Raw genomic sequence first — 17335 nt, forward strand, 5'->3', positions numbered from 1 at the left:
GCCTTGCTAACGACCTGGAGCGACTCCAGGTCAGGAGACCGTTTCGCCGACCTTGACCCGCGGCTTCGGCATCCGCAGCTTGCGGATCTGGCTGGCCCGGACGAACGCGTACCAGCCGATCGAGCGGCCGTTGACGGTCTCCTTCGGGAACTTCTGCCGGACCAGCCGGGTGATGCGGCGGCCGTTGAAGTAGCCCTCCACGGCCATCACGACCAGGGCGACCATGCACAGCAGAGTCACGTACTGCTGGATCACCGGGATCGGCACCAGCAGCACGATGAACACCAGGATCGCCAGCGGCATGAACGCGCCCAGGAAATGCCGGCGCGAGTCCACCAGGTCCCGCACGTACGCCTTGACCGGGCCCTTGTCCCGCGGCAGCAGGTAGCGGTCGTCACCGGCGGCCATCCGCTCCTGGCGCTCCTTGGCGAGCCGGCGGCGCTCTTCCTTGCTCGCCGGGTTCGCCTTGCGCAGCTCACGGTTGCGCTTCATCGCCTCCCGCATCGTGCGCGGCGGGGGAGCGACCGGGCCGCGGCGCTTGCCCTCGGCCTCCTTGCGCTTGGGCGTCGGCCTGCCCTTGCTCGGGGTGTAGCCCCGGGTGTGAGATTCGACGCTTTCGGCCACCTCGGCCGCCTCGATCTCGGGGCTGTCTGCGGTGGTCGCGCTGCCACGACGAAGAAACCTCACCCGACCAGCTTATTCCAGACCTCGGCGTCCGTGTTCAACCCCCTCGTGGATGTGCCACCATGGAGACGAGCGCCAAAGCGGGAACCAGCCCGGAACAGATCGGGTGTCCCCGGTGTTCCACCAGGGAGGAGCACCCCCCACCCGGTGCACGGCAAGACCCCGAGGGAGAGCTATGACTACCGCTGAGCAGACCGGCACGCAGGCCGAAGCTGGCGAGGCCACCCACGGCGTGACCTTGAGCGACGCCGCGGCCGGCAAGGCCAAGGCCCTGCTGGAGCAGGAAGGCCGCGACGACATGCACCTGCGCATCGCGGTCCAGCCCGGTGGCTGTGCGGGCCTGCGCTACCAGCTGTTCTTCGACGAGCGCACGCTCGACGGCGACCTGTTCCGCGACTTCGACGGCCTGCGCGTCGCGGTCGACCGGATGAGCGCGCCGTACGTCGAGGGCGCCGTGATCGACTTCGTCGACACGATCGAGAAGCAGGGCTTCACCATCGAGAACCCGAACGCCACGGGCTCCTGCGCCTGCGGCGACTCGTTCCACTGAGTCACACGTGCACAACGGGCGCCGGTCGGCTTCGACCGGCGCCCGTTGTCGTGTCCGCGTAACTAGTAGTCCTCCAGCCCGGCCACCTGGGCGTGGCAGGCGTCGTCGACGGCCCAGTTCCCCGGCGCCGGCGGGCGGGGAAGCGAGGCGCGTGCCACGCGCAGGTCGGCGGGGATGTCGGCGCAGTCGTCGATCAGCTCGGCGATGGTCTCCGGTTCGGTCATCGTGCTCACGCACCCGACGCTAGGTCGAGCCGGGCGCGCCGGACAGGTCTACCAGCTAGTAGTGTCGGTCGGCGGGTGAGTTTTACTCCGACGGGGTATTTCCCGCCGGTAACTCGAGTTCGGGAGCCAGGGAGAACCGGTGGGAATCAACGCCCGCATCGCCGTGTCCGGCAGCATCGCAACCGACCACCTCATGCACTTCCCCGGCCGGTTCGCCGAGCAACTGGTCGCCGACCAGCTGCACCGCGTCTCGCTGAGCTTCCTGGCCGACGACCTGGTCGTCCGCCGCGGCGGCATCGGTGCCAACATCGCCTTCGGCCTGGGCGTGCTCGGGGCGAGCCCGGTGCTGGTGGGCGCCGCGGGGGCGGACTTCGCCGACTACCGGTCCTGGCTGGAGCGCCACGGCGTGGACACGGCCGGCGTGCTGATCTCGGAGCTGGCGCACACCGCGCGGTTCGTGTGCACCACCGACGACGACCTCAACCAGATCGCCACCTTCTACGCCGGGGCGATGGCCGAGGCCCGCAACATCGAGCTCGGCCCGATCGCCGGCCGCGTCGGCGGGATCGGGCTGATGCTGATCGGCCCGGACGACCCGGAGGGCATGCTGCGGCACGCGGAGGAGTGCCGGCAGCGCGGCATCCCCTTCGCGGTCGACCCGTCGCAGCAGCTCGCGCGCATGGACGGCGAGCAGGCGCGCCGGTTCCTCGCCGGCGCCCGCTACCTGTTCACCAATGGCTACGAGTGGGAGCTGCTGCTCCAGAAGACCCGCTGGTCCGAGTCGGACGTGCTGGACCACGTCGGCATCCGGATCACCACGCTGGGCGAGAAGGGCGTGGAGATCGTCGGCCGGGACGGGCTGGCCCTCGAGGTCGGCGCCGTGCCCGAGCTGACCAAGGCCGACCCGACGGGCGTCGGCGACGGCTTCCGCGCCGGGTTCCTGGCCGGCCTGAACGCGGACCTGGATCTGGAGCGCTCGGCCCAGCTGGGGTCGATGATCGCCGTGCTGGTGCTGGAGACGATCGGGACCCAGGAGTGGACGCTGGACCGCGCCTCCGCTCTCGCCCGCATCGGGGACGCGTTCGGTCCGGACGCCGCCGCCGAGATCGCGCCCGCGCTGCCTGCCTGAGCCCGGCGCCACCGCTCGCGGGACGGACGGACCGCGGCCGGCCGGCGGCCCCGGTCCGTCCCCAACCGCGGCCGGGTCAGATCCGCACCGGGTAGACCGGCTCCGGGATCTCGGGCTTGATGCGGTGCTCGACGAAGATCCCGTGCCAGATCATGAACACCAGCAGCGCCCAGATCCGCCGGCTGTGGTCGAGCGTGCTGGCCTTGTGCTCGTCCAGCAGGCGCTGCACGGCGCGCTTGTCGAGCAGCTCGTCCGTGCGCGAGTCGGCGATGATGCCACGCGCCCAGTCGTACATCTCGTCGCGCAGCCACAGCCGGATCGGCACCGGGAAGCCCAGCTTGCGGCGGTTCAGCACGTGCGCGGGCACGATGCCCTCCAGCGCGCGGCGCAGCGCGTACTTCGTGGTCTCCTTGGTGATCTTCTGGTCCAGCGGGATGCCGGCCGCGACCTTGAAGACCTCGGCGTCCAGGAACGGCACCCGCAGCTCCAGCGAGTTCGCCATGGTCATCTTGTCGGCCTTGACCAGGATGTCACCCCGCAGCCAGGTGAACAGGTCGACGTGCTGCATGCGGGCGACCGGGTCCCAGTTCGCCGACGTGCGGTAGTGCTCGGCCGTCACATCGCGGTGGCCGACGCCCTCCCGGAAGGTCTTGAGCACGCCGCGCAACTGGTCGTCGCGGAAGATGCGGGCGTTGCCGTAGTAGCGCTCCTCCAGCGGCAGCGCGCCGCGGCGCAGCAGGTCCTTGCCGCGGGTGCCCTCCGGGATCCGCTCGGACACCTTGCCGAGCACCCGGCGCACGCTGCCGGGCACCTTCTCGAACGGCGCCAGCGACAACGGCTCGTTGTAGATGGTGTAGCCGCCGAACAGCTCGTCCGAGCCCTCGCCGGACAGCACGGCCTTGACGTGCTTGCGCGCCTCCCGCGCGATGAACCACAAGGGGACGAGCGCCGGGTCGGCCACCGGATCGTCGAGGTACCAGACGATGAGCGGCAGCGCGTCCATCATCTCGTCGGCCGACACCGTGCGGATGACGTGTTTCACCCCGATCGCGGCCGCCGACTCGGCCGCCACGTCGACCTCGGAGTAGCCCTCGCGCTCGAACCCGGTGGTGAACGCGATCAGGTTCGGGTTGCGCTCCTTCGCCAGCGCCGCGATCGCCGTGGAGTCGATCCCGCCGGAGAGGAACGTGCCGACGGTGATGTCCGGGTCGGCGATCATGTGCTTGCCGACCGAGTCACGCATCACGTCGCGGATGCGCTCGTGCAGGATCTTCGCCTCGGCCTCGCCGCGCACCGGCTTCGCGGCGAACTCCGGGAAGAAGTACCGCTCGACCCGCGGCGTCCCGCCGGGGGAGACGGTGAACGACGTGCCGGACTCGATGCGGCGGATCCCCGTGTGCAGCGATTCGGGCTCGGGCACGTACTGCAGGGTCAGGTAGTGCTGGAGCGCCGTCCGGTCCAGCTCCTGGGTGATCCCGAGCACGCCGGAAAGCTCCAGCAGCGATTTCTTCTCGCTGGAGAACGCCGTGCCGCCCGGGCCGGAGGCGTAGAACAGCGGCTTGATGCCGAACGGATCACGTGCGCCGAAGATCACCTTTTCGTCCGCGTCCCAGATCAGGAACGCGAACATGCCGCGCAGTTTCGCCACCGCGGCGCGGCCCCAGTAGTGGTAGGCGGCGACGATCGCCTCGCCGTCGCCCTCTGTGGCGAACTTCGCACCGTGCTCGGCGGTCAGCTGCTCGCGCAGCTGCCGGTAGTTGTAGATCTCGCCGTTGAAGTTGAGCGTGTAGCGGTTCGGCGATTCCGGAGGACCCCAGGTCAGGGGCTGGTGGGCGTGCTCGACGTCGATGAACGCGAGCCGGTTGAAGCCGTAGACGACCTCGGCGTCGGTCCAGGTGTCGCGCTCGTCGGGACCGCGGTGCCGCTGGCACCGCATGGCCTCGCCGACGGCTTCGCGCGCCTTCGCCGCGTCGTTCTCACTGGCACACACCAGTCCAAGCAGGCCGCACACGGATATTCACACCTCGAGGTCGTGGCCGGATGTCGAGCGCCCAGTATGCCCGCAGCCCCCGCCACCAACCGTCACCCCTTGGACTGCGGATCGGGGGAACTCGGCTAGGCTCCCGCTGGTAAGCCAGAAATCGTCAAGGAGGCCTGGGTTGAAAGGGCGCTGCGCAGTGGGCAGGGATGAGCGCACTCCGGCATCACGTTCGGCGAAAGTCGGTAAGGTCGCCGCGCTGGCCGGGCTCGTCGCGCTCCTGGCGACCGGGTGCTCCGGTGACGAGGTGCTGCGGTTCGGCTGGCCCGTCGGCGTGACCAAGGAGTCGGAGGACATGCGTGTCCTGTGGACCTGGTCGGTCATCGCCGCGCTCGCCGTCGGTGTCGTCGTGTGGGGCCTGATCTTCTGGTCGGTCGCCTTCCACCGCAAGAAGAAGAGCGACCAGCCGGGCGACCTGCCGCGGCAGTTCCAGTACAACGTGCCGCTCGAGCTGTTCTGCGTCGTGCTGCCGCTGGTGATGGTCTGCGTGCTGTTCTTCTTCACCGCGACCACCGAGAGCAAGGTGCTGGCCAAGGAGCCGAACCCCGACGTCACGGTCGACGTGACCGCGTTCCAGTGGAACTGGGAGTTCGACTACCCGAGCGCGCCGAAGGACGCCAACGGCCAGCTCATCAGGACCGTCGGCAGCTCGAGCGAGATCCCGATCCTGGTCCTGCCCGCCGGCAAGCGCATCCAGTACAACCTGCGCTCCGCCGACGTCATCCACTCCTTCTGGGTGCCGGAGTTCCACTTCAAGCGGGACGTGTTCCCGGACCCGGAGAAGAACAACCAGGACTCGTCGTTCCAGAACACGATCGACCGGACGGGCGCCTTCGTGGGCCGGTGTGCCGAGCTGTGCGGCACCTACCACTCGGGGATGAACTTCGAGGTCCGCGCGCTGCCGGCCGACCAGTTCGACCGCTACATCCAGCTGCGGACCCAGATCAACCCGGCCACCGGGCAGCCGAACACGACCGCCGAGGCGCTGGCCGCGCTGAACTGCGGCGAGCTGTGCGCGCCGCAGGCGACCACGACGAAGCCGTTCAACACCGACCGCACGCTGCGGACGCAGTCCGGCTGAGCCGGTTGGTTCCCGTGGGTGTTGGAAGCATGAGCACAGTGAGGACAGCGTCATGAAGGTCGAAGCCCGGATTTTCGACTTGGTCACCGCTTTCGCGTTCTTCATCGCGATCGTCTACGGCGTGTGGACCGGGCTGGGCAGTGGCCACGGCGTCGAGCCGGTCGGCCTGGTCGCGCTCATCCTGACCGGCGGGCTGTCCCTGCTGGCGGGCAGCTACATGCGGTTCGTCGGCCGCCGGATCGAGCCGCGGCCGGAAGACCGTGACGACGCCGAGATCAGCGACGGTGCGGGCGAGATGGGCTTCTTCAGCCCGGGCAGCTACTGGCCGATCGGGCTGGCCGGCGCCGCCGCGTTCATGGGGCTCGGCCTGGCGTTCTTCCACGTGTGGATGCTGATCGTCGGCGGCATCCTGATCCTCCTCGCCGTGGGCGGTCTGGTGTTCGAGTACCACACCGGCCCGAACCACGAGTAAGCGTTCGCGCAGCGCCGCTTCCGAGCTGTACGAAGAGGGCCCACCGGGTGGTCGTCCACCGGTGGGCCCTCTTCGCTGTGCGCTGTTGCGATGCCCGCGGATGCCCCGCACCCCTGTGCGGAACCGATCAGCGGAACGCGGCCCACCGCGCCAGCAGATCGGCCGCTGCGCCGGTGTCGATCGCCTCGGCTGCGCGCACCAAACCGGCGGACAGATCGGCCACCAGCGACCCGCTGAAACCGGTGTCCGCGGCCAGCGCACCGGCCGCGTTCAGCAGCACCGCGTCCCGCACCGGCCCCGGTTTGCCCGCCACCAGCTCGCGGACCACTTCGGCGTTGGCCGCGGGGTCGCCGCCGCGCAGATCCTCCGCCGTGGCGCGCGGGATGCCCAGCTCGGCCGGGTCCAGGCGCTCGGCCCGCACCGCCCCGTCCGTCACGACCCACACCGAGCTGGTCGTGGTGGTGGTCAGCTCGTCCAGACCGTCGTCCCCGCGGACGACCAGCGTCGTGGTGCCCCGGCGGGCGAACACCCGCGCCAGCACCTCCGTCTTGTCCGCGAACGCGCACCCGATCAGGCCCGCCCGGGGCTGCGCCGGGTTGGTCAGCGGCCCCAGCAGGTTGAACGCCGTCGGCACCCCCAGCTCCCGCCTGGGCGCACCCGCGTGGCGGAACCCGGGGTGGAACACGGGCGCGAAGCAGAACCCGATGCCCAGCTCGTTCACGCACCGCCGGACACCCTCCGGCGGCAGGTCGATCGCGACCCCCAGCGCCTCCAGCACGTCGGCGGTGCCGGCCTTCGACGACGCCGCCCGGTTGCCGTGCTTGACCACCGCCACGCCGGCGGCCGCGGTGACCAGCGAGGCCATCGTGGAGATGTTCACCGACCCGGACCGGTCACCACCGGTGCCCACGATGTCCACCGCCGGCCGGTCGATCTCCACCCGCCTGGCGTGCGCGAGCATCGCGTCGGCCAGCCCGATGACCTCCGCGGGGGTCTCGCCCTTCGCGCGCAGCGCGACCAGGAAGGCGCCCACCTGGGCGGGGGTGGCCTCCCCGGACATCACCTGGTCCATCGCCCACGCGGTGTCCTCCGCGGACAGGTCGGCGCCGGCGATCAGCTGGTTGAACAGCGCGGGCCAGTTCTGCGTGCCCATGGTCACCTTTCTGCGGCCGGGAACCGGCCGGTCTCTTCGCGGCGCCTCAGCCCCGGACGACCGGGACCCGGTGGGCCCGCAGCACGTCCGCGACCGTCTCCGCCGCGGTCAGCGGGTCGAGCGGATGGACCAGGACGGCGTCGGCCCGGGACCAGGTGGCCAGCCAGCGGTCGTCCTTGCGCCGCACGGCGACGACGATCGGCGGGCAGTCGTCGATCTCGTTCTTCAACTGCCGGCACAACCCGATGCCGCCGGTCGGCTGGGCCTCGCCGTCCAGGATCGCCAGATCGACCGTGCCCTCGTCCATCTCGGCCAGCACGTCGGCGACGCCGGCGGCCTCGACGTAGTCGACCCGGCCCAGGTCGGTGGCGGGCCGGCGACCGACCGCCGTGATGATCGACTCCCGCACCTGCGGTCGGTGGCTGAACACCAGGATCCGTGTGGACTGTTCGGACAAGTCGACCCTCCGGCTTCGTCGCTGTACTGGTCGTGTCGATGCTAGCCGTCCCGTCCGGTTCCACCCAGGCCCATCGGCTGCAACGCGTCCCAGCCGAGCCAGTCGCCGTCCAGCCGCTGCGCCAGCCCGGCCATCCGGGCGCGCTCCTGCGCGCAGTGCAGCGCGTCGAGCTTCTGCACCCGCAGCGCGTGCACCCGGACGGGCCCGCCGGCGCCGGGCTCGCCGGCGCCGGGCTCGGGGCGCAGCTCCCACCCGTCCTGCGCCAGGACCGCGGCGGCCTCGGTGACGCGGTCCGGCGGCAGGACGAGGTGGTGGCGCAGAATCGCCGGTTCCGCCGCCCGCCATCGATGTGATCTCGCCAGCACCGCGGAGTCCGCCTCGGCGACGTCGAACGCCTCGGCCACGACCGCGACGTCCTCGTCGTTCACGGTCAGAACCGGCTCGTCGCGCTTTCGCAGCAGGTCACGCACCCGATCGAAGAAACTCACGCCCTGATCCTCACCCTCCGCGTCCGCCGGTGTGACCGACACCCCGGGCGCGGCGTGCCGGACCCGAGCAAGCAGGTCGCCGCGCAGGGAGACATAATGCGACCCGTGACAACGGCAGCTCCCACCATCAGCCAGCGGGTGCACTCGCTGAACCGGCCGAACATGGTCAGCGTCGGCACGATCGTGTGGCTCTCCAGCGAGCTCATGTTCTTCGCCGGGCTGTTCGCGATGTTCTTCACGGTCAAGGCGCAGAACGCCACGGGGGTCTGGCCGCCGATCAACACGGCGACCGGCGAGCCCATCCACCTGGACATCCCGTACGCGCTGCCCTTCACGATCATCCTGGTGGCGTCGTCGTTCACCTGCCAGCTCGGCGTGTTCGCCGCCGAGCGCGGTGACGTCTACGGGCTGCGCCGCTGGTACGTCATCACCCTGATCATGGGCGCGATCTTCGTCGCCGGTCAGGCCGGTGAGTACGTCTCGCTGATCGATGAGGGCGTGACCATCCCGTCCGGGCCGTTCGGCACCGTGTTCTTCCTGGCGACCGGGTTCCACGGTCTGCACGTGATCGGTGGTCTCGTCGCCTTCGTCTTCCTGCTCATCCGCACGAAGCTGAGCAAGTTCACCCCCGCGCAGGCGACCTCGGCGATCGTCGTGTCGTACTACTGGCACTTCGTCGACATCGTGTGGATCGGCCTGTTCGCGGTCATCTACATCATCCCGTGACCGCGCCCGCCACCCGTGGACCGGCCTGAACTGACAGCAAGGGTTGCCGAAGAATGACCACCAGCAAGAACTCCTCCAGGCGCCGCTTCGGCGCCCGCACCAAGCTGCGCCGCCGCCTCGCCGGTGCGCTCGCGCTGGGCGTGGCGCTGGTCGGCGTGGGTCTCGGTTACGCCATCCTGGTGCCGCAGCCGCAGACCGCGCAGGCGCAGGGCGACCCGGCGCAGCTGCGCCTGGGTCAGCAGGTCTACAACAACAGCTGCATCACCTGCCACGGCGCGAACCTGCAGGGCGTGGAGGACCGCGGGCCGAGCCTGATCGGCGTCGGTGACGCGGCTGTGTACTTCCAGACTTCGTCCGGCCGCATGCCGGCGGTCCGGCAGGAGGCGCAGGCGGAGCGGAAGCCGCCGAAGCTGACGCCGGAGGAGATCGACGCGGTCGGCGCCTACGTCCAGGCCAACGGCGGCGGCCCGGAGCGGCCCGCCCAGACCGGCGCGGCGCTGCGCGGGGACAACCCGGCGCGCGGTGGCGAGCTGTTCCGCCTCAACTGCGCGTCGTGCCACAACTTCACCGGCCAGGGTGGTGCCCTGTCGGCCGGCAAGTTCGCGCCGGAGCTCGGCCCGGCCACCGAGGACCAGATCTACACCGCGATGCTGACTGGTCCGCAGAACATGCCGAAGTTCTCCGACCGCCAGCTCACCCCGGACGAGAAGAAGGACATCGTCGCCTACGTCAAGTCCGTGTCCGACGGGAACAACAACCCGGGCGGTTTCGGTCTGGGCGGTCTGGGGCCGGCTCCCGAGGCGCTCGTCGCGTGGATCGTCGGTATCGGCGCCATCCTCGGCGTGACTCTGTGGATTGGATCGAGGGCATGACTAGCATGGAAGACCACCCGGGCGCGGGGCGCGAGCCGGGTGTTCCCCAGCCTTCCGAGGCCGAACTGGCCGAGATGGACCGCGACCAGCTGGTCAAGCTGGGCACCAAGCTCGACGGCGTCGAGATGGTCGACTACCCGGACCCGTGGCCGGTCAAGGGCACCCGTGCGGAGAAGCGCGCGGAGCGTGTCATCGCGCTGTGGTTCACCATCGCGGCGCTGGCCGGTCTCGGCTTCCTGGTGACCCTGTGCTGGCCGCAGTGGTGGGAGTACCGGGCGCCGGACACCGGCCAGTACGAGAAGTACGCGCTGTACACCCCGGTGCTGGGCGCCACGCTGGGCATCTCCATCCTCGCGCTGGGCATCGGCGTGCTGCTGTACACGAAGCGGTTCATCCCGAGCGAGCTCGCGGTGCAGGAACGGCACGACGGCGACGGCAAGGGCTCGGCCGAGATCGACCGCAAGACGATCGTCGCCCAGCTCGCCGACGCGGGTAGCCGCAGCACGATCGGCCGCCGTTCGCTGGTCAAGCGCACCGCCGGCCTGGGTGCCGGCGTGATGGGCCTCGGTCTGGTCGGCCTGCCGGTCGCGTCGTTCATCAAGAGCCCGTGGAAGGGCGAGCCGCAGGACACCCTGTGGCACACCGGCTGGTTGCCGCAGCACCCCGGTGAGGTCGTCTACATGCGCCGCTTCACCGGCAAGTCGGACGAGATCGTGCTGGTCCGCCCGGAGGACCTGGATGCGGGCGCGATGGAGACCGTGTACCCGTTCCGCGAGTCGGAGCGGGGCAACCACGAGGCGCTGTCCGCGGCGTTCATGCGCTCCGACAACCCGGTCATGCTGATCCGCCTGCGCCCGGAGGACGCGAACCGCGTCATCAAGCGCAAGGGCCAGGAGGACTTCAACTTCGGCGAGTACTACGCCTACACGAAGGTCTGCAGCCACGTCGGGTGCCCGACCTCCCTGTACGAGCAGCGGACCAACCGGATCCTGTGCCCGTGCCACCAGTCGCAGTTCGACGCGCTGGAGTACGGCAAGCCCATCTTCGGCCCGGCGACCCGTGCACTTGCGCAGCTGCCCATCACCGTCAACGATGAGGGGTACTTCGTGGCGCGGGGCGACTTCATCGAACCCGTCGGCCCCGCCTTTTGGGAGCGCAAGTCATGAGTTCACTCACCACGCCGACCCGGGGCTCGAGCATGCTGGAACGGCATGCGGGCGAGGCCGCGAACAACATGGACCAGCGGTACCGGCTGGCCAAGGGCCTGCGGCACCAGATGAACAAGGTCTTCCCGACCCACTGGTCCTTCCTGCTCGGCGAGGTCGCGCTCTACAGCTTCATCGTCGTGATCATCACGGGTGTCTACCTGACCCTGTTCTTCGATCCGTCGATGGCCGAGGTCACCTACAACGGGCCGTTCAGGAACCTGCAGGGCGTCGAGATGTCCCGCGCGTTCCAGACGACCCTGCAGATCTCGTTCGAGGTGCGCGGCGGCCTGTTCGTCCGCCAGCTGCACCACTGGGGCGCGCTCGTCTTCGTCGCGGCCATGATGGTGCACATGTTCCGGATCTTCTTCACCGGAGCGTTCCGCCGGCCGCGTGAGGCCAACTGGGTGATCGGCGCACTGCTGCTGATCCTGGGCATGTTCGAGGGCTTCTTCGGCTACTCGCTGCCCGACGACCTGCTGTCGGGCACCGGTGTCCGCGCCACCATGTCGGGCATCGTGCTCTCGGTGCCGGTCATCGGTACCTGGCTGCACTGGGCGCTGTTCGGCGGTGAGTTCCCCGGCGACGTGATCGTGCCGCGGCTGTACGCGGTGCACATCCTGCTGCTGCCGGGCATCATGCTCGCGCTGGTCGGCGTGCACCTCGCGCTGGTCTGGTACCAGAAGCACACCCAGTTCCCGGGCGTGCGGCGCAAGGAGACGAACGTCGTCGGCGTGCGGATCATGCCGGTGTTCGCGCTCAAGGCCGGTGCGTTCTTCGTCATCGTCACCGGCGTGATGGCGATCATGGCCGGAGTGTTCCAGATCAACCCGATCTGGAACCTGGGTCCGTACAACCCGTCGCAGGTGTCCGCAGGCTCGCAGCCGGACTGGTACCTGGCCTGGGCCGACGGCATGCTGCGCGTGTTCCCCGCGTGGGAGCTCTACCTGGGCAACTACACGGTCCCGGCGGTGTTCTTCGCGGGCGCGATCTGGATGCCCGTCCTGATCGTGCTGCTGCTCGCATACCCGTTCATCGAGCGGAAGCTGACCGGCGACACCGCGCACCACAACCTGCTGCAGCGTCCGCGGGACGCACCGGTCCGCACCAGCATCGGCATGATGGCGCTGTCGTTCTTCATGGTGCTGGAGCTGTCCGGCTTCAACGACATCATCGCGGACAAGTTCGACATCTCGCTGAACGCGACCACGTGGGCCGGCCGGATCGGGTTGCTGGTGTTGCCGCCGCTGGCGTACTTCATCACCTACCGGATCTGCCTGGGTCTGCAGCGGTCCGACCGTGAGGTGCTCGAGCACGGCATCGAGACCGGCATCATCAAGCGCCTGCCGCACGGTGAGTTCATCGAGATCCACCAGCCGCTGGGCGGTGTGGACGGCCACGGCCACGCCATCCCGCTGGAGTACCAGGGCGCGTCGGTGCCGAAGAAGATGAACAAGCTCGGCGCGGCCGGGCGTGCGGTGCCGGGCAACCTGCTGGCCCCGGACCCGGTCGAGGAGACCGCGGCGCTGGACCGGGCCCGCGGCAACGGCCACGGCAACGGCGAGATGCCGGAGCAGGGCGAGGTCCCGGCCGGCTGGCACACGCCGGACCACTAGAGCCCGCACGAACTGGGCCCCGGGTCGCGTACCCGGGGCCCAGTTCGTGCGTGTGCGTCAGTCGGCGTCCTCGACGCCGATGGCGAAGGCGGACTCGGTGTCGGCGGTGGAGTAGGACCGGAACGCGATGTGCGTGTCGGTGTCGATCACCCCGGGCACCTTGCCGATCTTCGCCGGGATGAGGTCGGCGAGCTCTTCGTGGGCGTGCACGCGCACGATCGCGATCAGGTCCACGTCGCCGGCGCACGAGTACACCTCCGCCACGCCGTCGATGTCGGCGATCGCCTGCGCGGTCTCCGGGATGCTGTCCGCCACGGCGTGAATCAGCACGATCGCGGTGATCACTCGCGTCCTCCTCGTCAATTGGGTAGCGCGGCGATCGTAGCTCCCCGCGGCGTCACCCGGCCTGCTCCAGCGACACGGCCGTGGTGACCCGTTCCAGCCAGCCCCGCCACGGCCCGGCGCCGTACGCGGGCTCGGACCACGGCACGGCGGTGCGCACCAGCCGCACGCCGGGTCGGGTGAGCCAGCGCAGCAGGATCGACGTCTCCTCGGCGGGCGCGCCGAACAGCGGGCCGGCGCCGGGTTCGACCGTCTCGGCGGCGGCGACGAGCTGCTCGACCACCGGCATCGGTGGCACGCCCCGGCGCGCCACGCCGGCGGAGGCGAGCCTGCCGTGCCGGATCACCGCGAACTCCCAGCCGCGGTTGCCGTCCGGGGCGGCGGCGACCAGTTCCGGGACGGCGGCCAGCGAGGACAGCCGGTGCGCCCAGTCCACCGCCCGCACCAGCACGGCGAGCTCGTCCCGCCGCCGTGCGGCCTGTTCGAAGTGCTCGGCTCCGGCCAGCTCGTCGAGCTGGCGTCGCGCGGAGTCCAACGGCCGGGTGCCCCGGCCGGCCACCAGGTCGGCGATCGCGTGCACGCCGGGGGAGTACTCCTCGACGGTCTGCCGCCCGGCGCAGGGCGCCCCGCAGCGGCCCAGTTCGGCCAGCGCGCACGGCCGGCCGGCGGGCGAGTGCGCGGAGATCCGCTGGGTGCAGGTGCGCAGGCCCACCGCGCTCGCCAGCGCGTCCGCCGCGATCTTCGCCGTCAGCTGCGACGAGAACGGTCCGAGCGCGCCGTCCTTGGGCAGCCGCACCACCGACAGGCGCGGGAACGCCTCGTCGGTCAGCACGATCCACCACGACTTGCGCGGGTTCTTCGAGCGCCGGTTGTAGGACGGGCGGTGCGCGGCGAGCAGCCTCAGCTCCCGCACCTGGGCTTCCAGCGCGTGACTGCATTCGATCCCGTCGACCCGCTCGGCGAGCGCGACCATCTCGCGGATCCGGCCGCGGCTCTCCGACCCGGTGAAGTACTGGCGCACCCGGCGCCGCAGGTTGCGCGCCGTGCCCACGTACAGCACTTCGTCGCCGGGTCCACGGAACAGGTAGACACCCGGGCGTTCCGGCAGGTGGGCCGCCATGCCGCGCTTGCGGCGCTGGGCCGGCGTCACCTCCGGCAGGTAGTCGAGCAGCTCCTCCAGCGAGTGCACTCCGACGTTGCCGACCCGTTCCAGCAGCGCGTGCAGCACGTGCACGGTGGCGCGGGCGTCCTCCAGCGCGCGGTGGTTCGGGGTGACCGGCGAGCCGAACAACGCCGCCAGGGCGGACAGCCGGAAACTCGGACTGTCCTGCCGGGTGAGCACCCGGCGCGCGAGCCGCACCGTGCACACCACCGCCGGCCTGGGCCAGGGGTAGCCGTGGTGCAGGCAGGCCGCGCGCAGGAACGACGTGTCGAACGGTGCGTTGTGCGCGACGAGCACGGCGCCGCTCGCGAACTCCAGGAACGCGGGCAGCACCCGTTCGATCCGCGGCGCGTCGTGCACCATCGCCGACGTGATGCCGGTCAGCGCGACGATCTGCGGCGGGATGGGCGTGCCCGGGTCGACGAGGGTGGCGAACTCGCCCAGCACCTCGCCACCGCGGACCTTCACCGCGCCGATCTCGGTGATGCCGTCGGGCCCCGGCTTGGTGCCAGTGGTCTCCAGGTCGACCACGACGAACGTGGTGTCCCGCAGCGGCGTGCCGAGTTCGTCGAAGGTCAGTTGCGCGCCGTCGGCCAGTTGCATGATCGGCACCCTAAGGAGGGGGACCGACAATCCGGATCACGCCGAGAGGGGTGATCGTTACCGAAGCGGACTACCCTGAACGGATGTTTCCCTCAGTGCACGCCGAAGAACCCGAAGACCCCGGTCTCCGGGCCACCTCGGCGAGCGCGCGCCCGGAGCCGGACGGCAAGTCGGTGAGCTGGCGCGATCTGCCCGAGCCGGTCCGCGGACGGCTCGCCGAGCTCGCCGCCGAGGCACTGGGGAAGATCCCGCGCATCGACATCCCGCAGCAGCTGCGCCCGGTGGCGAAGTTCGCGCCGGCGAAGCGGGCGAAGCTGGGCGCCGCGGCGTTGCTCACCACCCTGGAGGACTCGACGGCCTTCCGCACCGCCGTCCTGGAGTGGGTGCGCGAGTACCGCCCGGACGTGCTCGACCCGAACGACCCGGACCCGGTGGCCGCGGCCGTGGCGGCCGTCCTGCTGGGCGAGGCCAGCGCGGCGACCCGGGTGCGGCTGGTGGTCAAGAACGCGGCGGAGACGGCGTTGCGGGCCGAGCGCGACGCCGCCGTGGCACGCAGCCAGCGCGTGGAGGCCGAGCTCGCGCGGGTGCGCGACGAGCTGGCGGCGGCCCTGGCCGCGGTCGACGGGGCGCGCCGGGAGCGGGAGGAGGAGCTGACCAGGCTCCGCAACCGGCTGCGCGCCCAGGGCACCCAGCTGCGGCAGGCCCGGGACGCCGCGGAGGAGGCACGTGAGCTGCTGGCACAGGCCGACGCGCGCCGGGAGCAGGAGGTGGCCGCGGTGACCGCTCAGCTGGAGCGTGAGCGCCAGCGCGTGGCGGCCGAGCGGGCCCGGGCGGACCGCGCGGCGGCCGACGCGGAGATCGCGCGCCAGTCCGCGAAGGAGGCCCGTGCCGCGGACGAGGTGCGGCTGTCCCTCCTGGTGGAGACCCTGCACGGCGCGGTGGCGGGGCTGCGCCGGGAGCTCGCGCTGGACACCAGCTCGCGCCGGCCCGCGGACGCCGTCGCCGGCGCTACACCGGGCACCGGCGCGGGGCGGCAGGTGCGGGACCCGGTGGTGCTGGACCGGTTGCTCGCGCTGCCCGCCGTCCACCTGATCGTCGACGGGTACAACGTCACCAAGACCGGCTACCCGGAGCTCGCGCTGGCCGATCAGCGCAACCGGCTGGTGCAGCAGCTGGGCGCGCTGGCGGCGCGCACGGGCGCGGAGGTGACGGTGGTGTTCGACGGCGCCGAGGTGCTGTCCGTGCCGACGGTGAGCGCTCGCGGCGTCCGCGTCCTGTTCTCGGACCCGGGCGTGATCGCGGACGACGTGATCCGCTCGCTGGTCTCCGCCGAGCCCCAGGGCCGGCCGCTGGTCGTCGCCTCCAGCGACCGTGCCGTGGCCGATTCCGTCCGCCGATCGGGCGCGCACCCGGTCGCGTCGGCGGTGCTGCTGGCCCGGCTGGGGCGGGTCTGAGGAGTTTTTTTCCGCTACGTTTTGCCTGGTCAGCCGATTTTCTGCGCACGGTTGGTCCATTCGTTCGATACGCGGTCCCGAAATTGTCGGTGGTCGCTCGTAACGTGCATCCCAGCAAGACTCGAGGAGGCTGGGAATGACCGACAACACCGTGATCATCGACTGCAACCGGTGCACCCTGCGGGGCCGCGCGTGCGGGGAGTGCGTGCTGAGCGTCCTGGTCGACGCACCGCCGGTCGTCGAACTGGACAGCGAGGAGCTGGCCGCGGTCCAGCTGCTGAGCGAGGCCGGGCTGGTCCCGCCACCGCGGGTGATCTCGCGGGGGCGCCGCCCGCACGTCCGGCTGCCGGAACGCCGGGCGGGCTGAGGACCATCGCGTGCGGCCCGCGCCCGTTCCGGTTCCCGGAGGCGGCGATGCCGTCGCCAGGGCGGTTCGTGGCACTCGGTCGGCCCCCCAACCTCGGTCGGTGCGGCGGGTGCGGACCGCCGCGGCATGGTCCTGGAGCTCGTTCACGCGGGTGCGACGAGTGCTGGGCCGGGGACGTGGCGCTGCCCGCGGATCAGGCCGGTGCGTGCGGGCCCCTTCCACCCGCCGGCCGCTGGTTGTCCACGACGCGCTCCGAGCCGGGTTCGGGGGTGACCCCGGCGCCTCCTCCAGCGCCACCGGCGGCCGATGCCGGCGTCCGGGTCGCGGTGCGAGGGGCCGTGGTGCGAGGGGCCGTGGTGCGAGGGGCCGTGGTGGCGCTCCCGTCGCGTTCTCGGCGATCTCCGTCGTGCGGGTCCCGGACGGCACGACCGGGACTCCCGCGACTACCCGGACCCACCGGTGCTCGGCCGAAGGCGCGGCCGGACCGGCGTGGGCGAGCAGCCACGGCGCTGAGGCGTCCGCCAGCGGGTTGCGGGGCGGGTGGCTCAGGCTCCGGCCGCCGACACGGCCGAAGGCGACAAACGGTCGATTCCGTCGATAAACGGTAAGTAGTCGTGACATGGGCGACTATGGCGTTGGTCACACTCACCGGGGAACTGCTGGTCCGAACGAGGAAGGAGACGGTTACGCAAAGTTTTTACCTGGTGCCTGG

Annotated in this window: 18 protein-coding genes; 10 read left to right on the forward strand and 8 right to left on the reverse strand. The window is 70.9% G+C overall.

Annotated elements, in window-relative coordinates:
- Window positions 1-30: 30 nt before the first annotated feature.
- Window positions 31-687: a DUF3043 domain-containing protein gene (locus FHX45_RS23800; RefSeq protein ID WP_167106125.1), complete on the reverse strand. Its 657-nt coding sequence runs from the start codon at window positions 685-687 to the stop codon at window positions 31-33.
- A 172-nt stretch (window positions 688-859) separates the two neighbouring features.
- On the opposite strand from FHX45_RS23800, the gene FHX45_RS23805 reads away from it, so the two are divergent.
- Window positions 860-1234 carry a HesB/IscA family protein gene (locus FHX45_RS23805; protein WP_167106128.1) on the forward strand — a complete coding sequence of 125 codons (375 nt, stop codon included), beginning with the start codon at window positions 860-862 and terminating at the stop codon, window positions 1232-1234.
- 62 nt (window positions 1235-1296) lie between these two features.
- Here FHX45_RS23805 and FHX45_RS23810 read toward each other — a convergent pair whose 3' ends face one another.
- Window positions 1297-1467, reverse strand: a complete 171-nt coding sequence (locus tag FHX45_RS23810; RefSeq protein ID WP_167106131.1) for a hypothetical protein — start codon at window positions 1465-1467, stop codon at window positions 1297-1299.
- Window positions 1468-1597: 130 nt separating this feature from the next.
- On the opposite strand from FHX45_RS23810, the gene FHX45_RS23815 reads away from it, so the two are divergent.
- Window positions 1598-2587 (forward strand): carbohydrate kinase family protein, encoded by a 990-nt coding sequence (locus tag FHX45_RS23815; RefSeq protein WP_341771592.1) that lies wholly within the window; start codon window positions 1598-1600, stop codon window positions 2585-2587.
- 76 nt (window positions 2588-2663) lie between these two features.
- On the opposite strand, the gene asnB is transcribed toward FHX45_RS23815, so the two are convergent.
- The gene (gene asnB, locus FHX45_RS23820) at window positions 2664-4598 is read right to left on the reverse strand and encodes an asparagine synthase (glutamine-hydrolyzing) (RefSeq protein ID WP_167106134.1); all 1935 of its coding nucleotides are present in this window, start codon (window positions 4596-4598) and stop codon (window positions 2664-2666) included.
- A 166-nt stretch (window positions 4599-4764) separates the two neighbouring features.
- On the opposite strand from asnB, the gene ctaC reads away from it, so the two are divergent.
- A complete protein-coding gene (gene ctaC, locus FHX45_RS23825; RefSeq protein ID WP_167106137.1) occupies window positions 4765-5706 on the forward strand; it encodes an aa3-type cytochrome oxidase subunit II in 942 nt (313 codons plus the stop codon).
- A 52-nt stretch (window positions 5707-5758) separates the two neighbouring features.
- Window positions 5759-6178, forward strand: a complete 420-nt coding sequence (locus FHX45_RS23830) for a cytochrome c oxidase subunit 4 (protein ID WP_167106140.1) — start codon at window positions 5759-5761, stop codon at window positions 6176-6178.
- Between the two features lie 127 nt (window positions 6179-6305).
- Here the strand turns inward: FHX45_RS23830 and trpD are convergent, their stop codons facing one another.
- From trpD to FHX45_RS23845, 3 genes are read right to left on the reverse strand one after another with little or no spacing between them, the layout of a single operon-like run.
- The gene (gene trpD, locus FHX45_RS23835; protein WP_167106143.1) at window positions 6306-7331 is read right to left on the reverse strand and encodes an anthranilate phosphoribosyltransferase; all 1026 of its coding nucleotides are present in this window, start codon (window positions 7329-7331) and stop codon (window positions 6306-6308) included.
- Between the two features lie 46 nt (window positions 7332-7377).
- On the reverse strand, window positions 7378-7788 hold the full coding sequence (locus tag FHX45_RS23840) for a response regulator (RefSeq protein WP_167106146.1): 411 nt from the start codon (window positions 7786-7788) through the stop codon (window positions 7378-7380).
- Window positions 7789-7829: 41 nt separating this feature from the next.
- The gene (locus FHX45_RS23845) at window positions 7830-8276 is read right to left on the reverse strand and encodes a hypothetical protein (protein ID WP_167106149.1); all 447 of its coding nucleotides are present in this window, start codon (window positions 8274-8276) and stop codon (window positions 7830-7832) included.
- 96 nt (window positions 8277-8372) lie between these two features.
- On the opposite strand from FHX45_RS23845, the gene ctaE reads away from it, so the two are divergent.
- Genes ctaE through qcrB form a run of 4 tightly spaced genes read left to right on the forward strand, consistent with a single transcriptional unit; the run spans window position 8373 to window position 12695 of the window.
- The gene (ctaE, locus tag FHX45_RS23850) at window positions 8373-9002 is read left to right on the forward strand and encodes an aa3-type cytochrome oxidase subunit III (protein WP_167106152.1); all 630 of its coding nucleotides are present in this window, start codon (window positions 8373-8375) and stop codon (window positions 9000-9002) included.
- Window positions 9003-9055: 53 nt separating this feature from the next.
- The gene (gene qcrC, locus FHX45_RS23855; protein WP_167106155.1) at window positions 9056-9874 is read left to right on the forward strand and encodes a cytochrome bc1 complex diheme cytochrome c subunit; all 819 of its coding nucleotides are present in this window, start codon (window positions 9056-9058) and stop codon (window positions 9872-9874) included.
- A 5-nt stretch (window positions 9875-9879) separates the two neighbouring features.
- Window positions 9880-11040: a cytochrome bc1 complex Rieske iron-sulfur subunit gene (gene qcrA, locus FHX45_RS23860; protein ID WP_167109389.1), complete on the forward strand. Its 1161-nt coding sequence runs from the start codon at window positions 9880-9882 to the stop codon at window positions 11038-11040.
- Window positions 11037-12695: a cytochrome bc1 complex cytochrome b subunit gene (qcrB, locus tag FHX45_RS23865; protein WP_167106158.1), complete on the forward strand. Its 1659-nt coding sequence runs from the start codon at window positions 11037-11039 to the stop codon at window positions 12693-12695. Before qcrA ends, qcrB begins: the two co-directional genes overlap by 4 nt.
- A gap of 57 nt (window positions 12696-12752) precedes the next feature.
- Here the strand turns inward: qcrB and FHX45_RS23870 are convergent, their stop codons facing one another.
- Entirely contained in the window at window positions 12753-13040 is a 288-nt protein-coding gene (locus tag FHX45_RS23870; protein ID WP_020421862.1) for an Lrp/AsnC family transcriptional regulator, read from the reverse strand.
- Between the two features lie 52 nt (window positions 13041-13092).
- Window positions 13093-14802 (reverse strand): DEDD exonuclease domain-containing protein, encoded by a 1710-nt coding sequence (locus FHX45_RS23875; RefSeq protein WP_167106161.1) that lies wholly within the window; start codon window positions 14800-14802, stop codon window positions 13093-13095.
- Window positions 14803-14885: 83 nt separating this feature from the next.
- Between FHX45_RS23875 and FHX45_RS23880 the strand changes: the two genes are divergently transcribed.
- Together FHX45_RS23880 and FHX45_RS23885 are read left to right on the forward strand one after the other, a co-directional pair.
- Window positions 14886-16256, forward strand: a complete 1371-nt coding sequence (locus tag FHX45_RS23880) for an NYN domain-containing protein (protein ID WP_208406073.1) — start codon at window positions 14886-14888, stop codon at window positions 16254-16256.
- 136 nt (window positions 16257-16392) lie between these two features.
- Window positions 16393-16623, forward strand: a complete 231-nt coding sequence (locus FHX45_RS23885) for a hypothetical protein (RefSeq protein ID WP_167106164.1) — start codon at window positions 16393-16395, stop codon at window positions 16621-16623.
- The last annotated feature ends 712 nt before the right edge of the window (window positions 16624-17335 follow it).

It is taken from the genome of Amycolatopsis granulosa (assembly GCF_011758745.1).
GTDB classification, from domain to species: Bacteria; Actinomycetota; Actinomycetes; order Mycobacteriales; family Pseudonocardiaceae; genus Amycolatopsis_E; species Amycolatopsis_E granulosa.

What these genes read in the sequence shown, in the direction of transcription:
- FHX45_RS23875 (WP_167106161.1), bottom strand. Translation starts at nt 14,802, where the DNA reads ATGCAACTGGCCGACGGCGCGCAACTGACCTTCGACGAACTCGGCACG.
- FHX45_RS23880 (WP_208406073.1), top strand. Translation starts at nt 14,886, where the DNA reads ATGTTTCCCTCAGTGCACGCCGAAGAACCCGAAGACCCCGGTCTCCGG.
- qcrC (WP_167106155.1), top strand. Translation starts at nt 9,056, where the DNA reads ATGACCACCAGCAAGAACTCCTCCAGGCGCCGCTTCGGCGCCCGCACC.
- ctaE (WP_167106152.1), top strand. Translation starts at nt 8,373, where the DNA reads ATGCGACCCGTGACAACGGCAGCTCCCACCATCAGCCAGCGGGTGCAC.
- qcrA (WP_167109389.1), top strand. Translation starts at nt 9,880, where the DNA reads ATGGAAGACCACCCGGGCGCGGGGCGCGAGCCGGGTGTTCCCCAGCCT.
- FHX45_RS23805 (WP_167106128.1), top strand. Translation starts at nt 860, where the DNA reads ATGACTACCGCTGAGCAGACCGGCACGCAGGCCGAAGCTGGCGAGGCC.
- trpD (WP_167106143.1), bottom strand. Translation starts at nt 7,331, where the DNA reads ATGGGCACGCAGAACTGGCCCGCGCTGTTCAACCAGCTGATCGCCGGC.
- FHX45_RS23885 (WP_167106164.1), top strand. Translation starts at nt 16,393, where the DNA reads ATGACCGACAACACCGTGATCATCGACTGCAACCGGTGCACCCTGCGG.
- FHX45_RS23830 (WP_167106140.1), top strand. Translation starts at nt 5,759, where the DNA reads ATGAAGGTCGAAGCCCGGATTTTCGACTTGGTCACCGCTTTCGCGTTC.
- qcrB (WP_167106158.1), top strand. Translation starts at nt 11,037, where the DNA reads ATGAGTTCACTCACCACGCCGACCCGGGGCTCGAGCATGCTGGAACGG.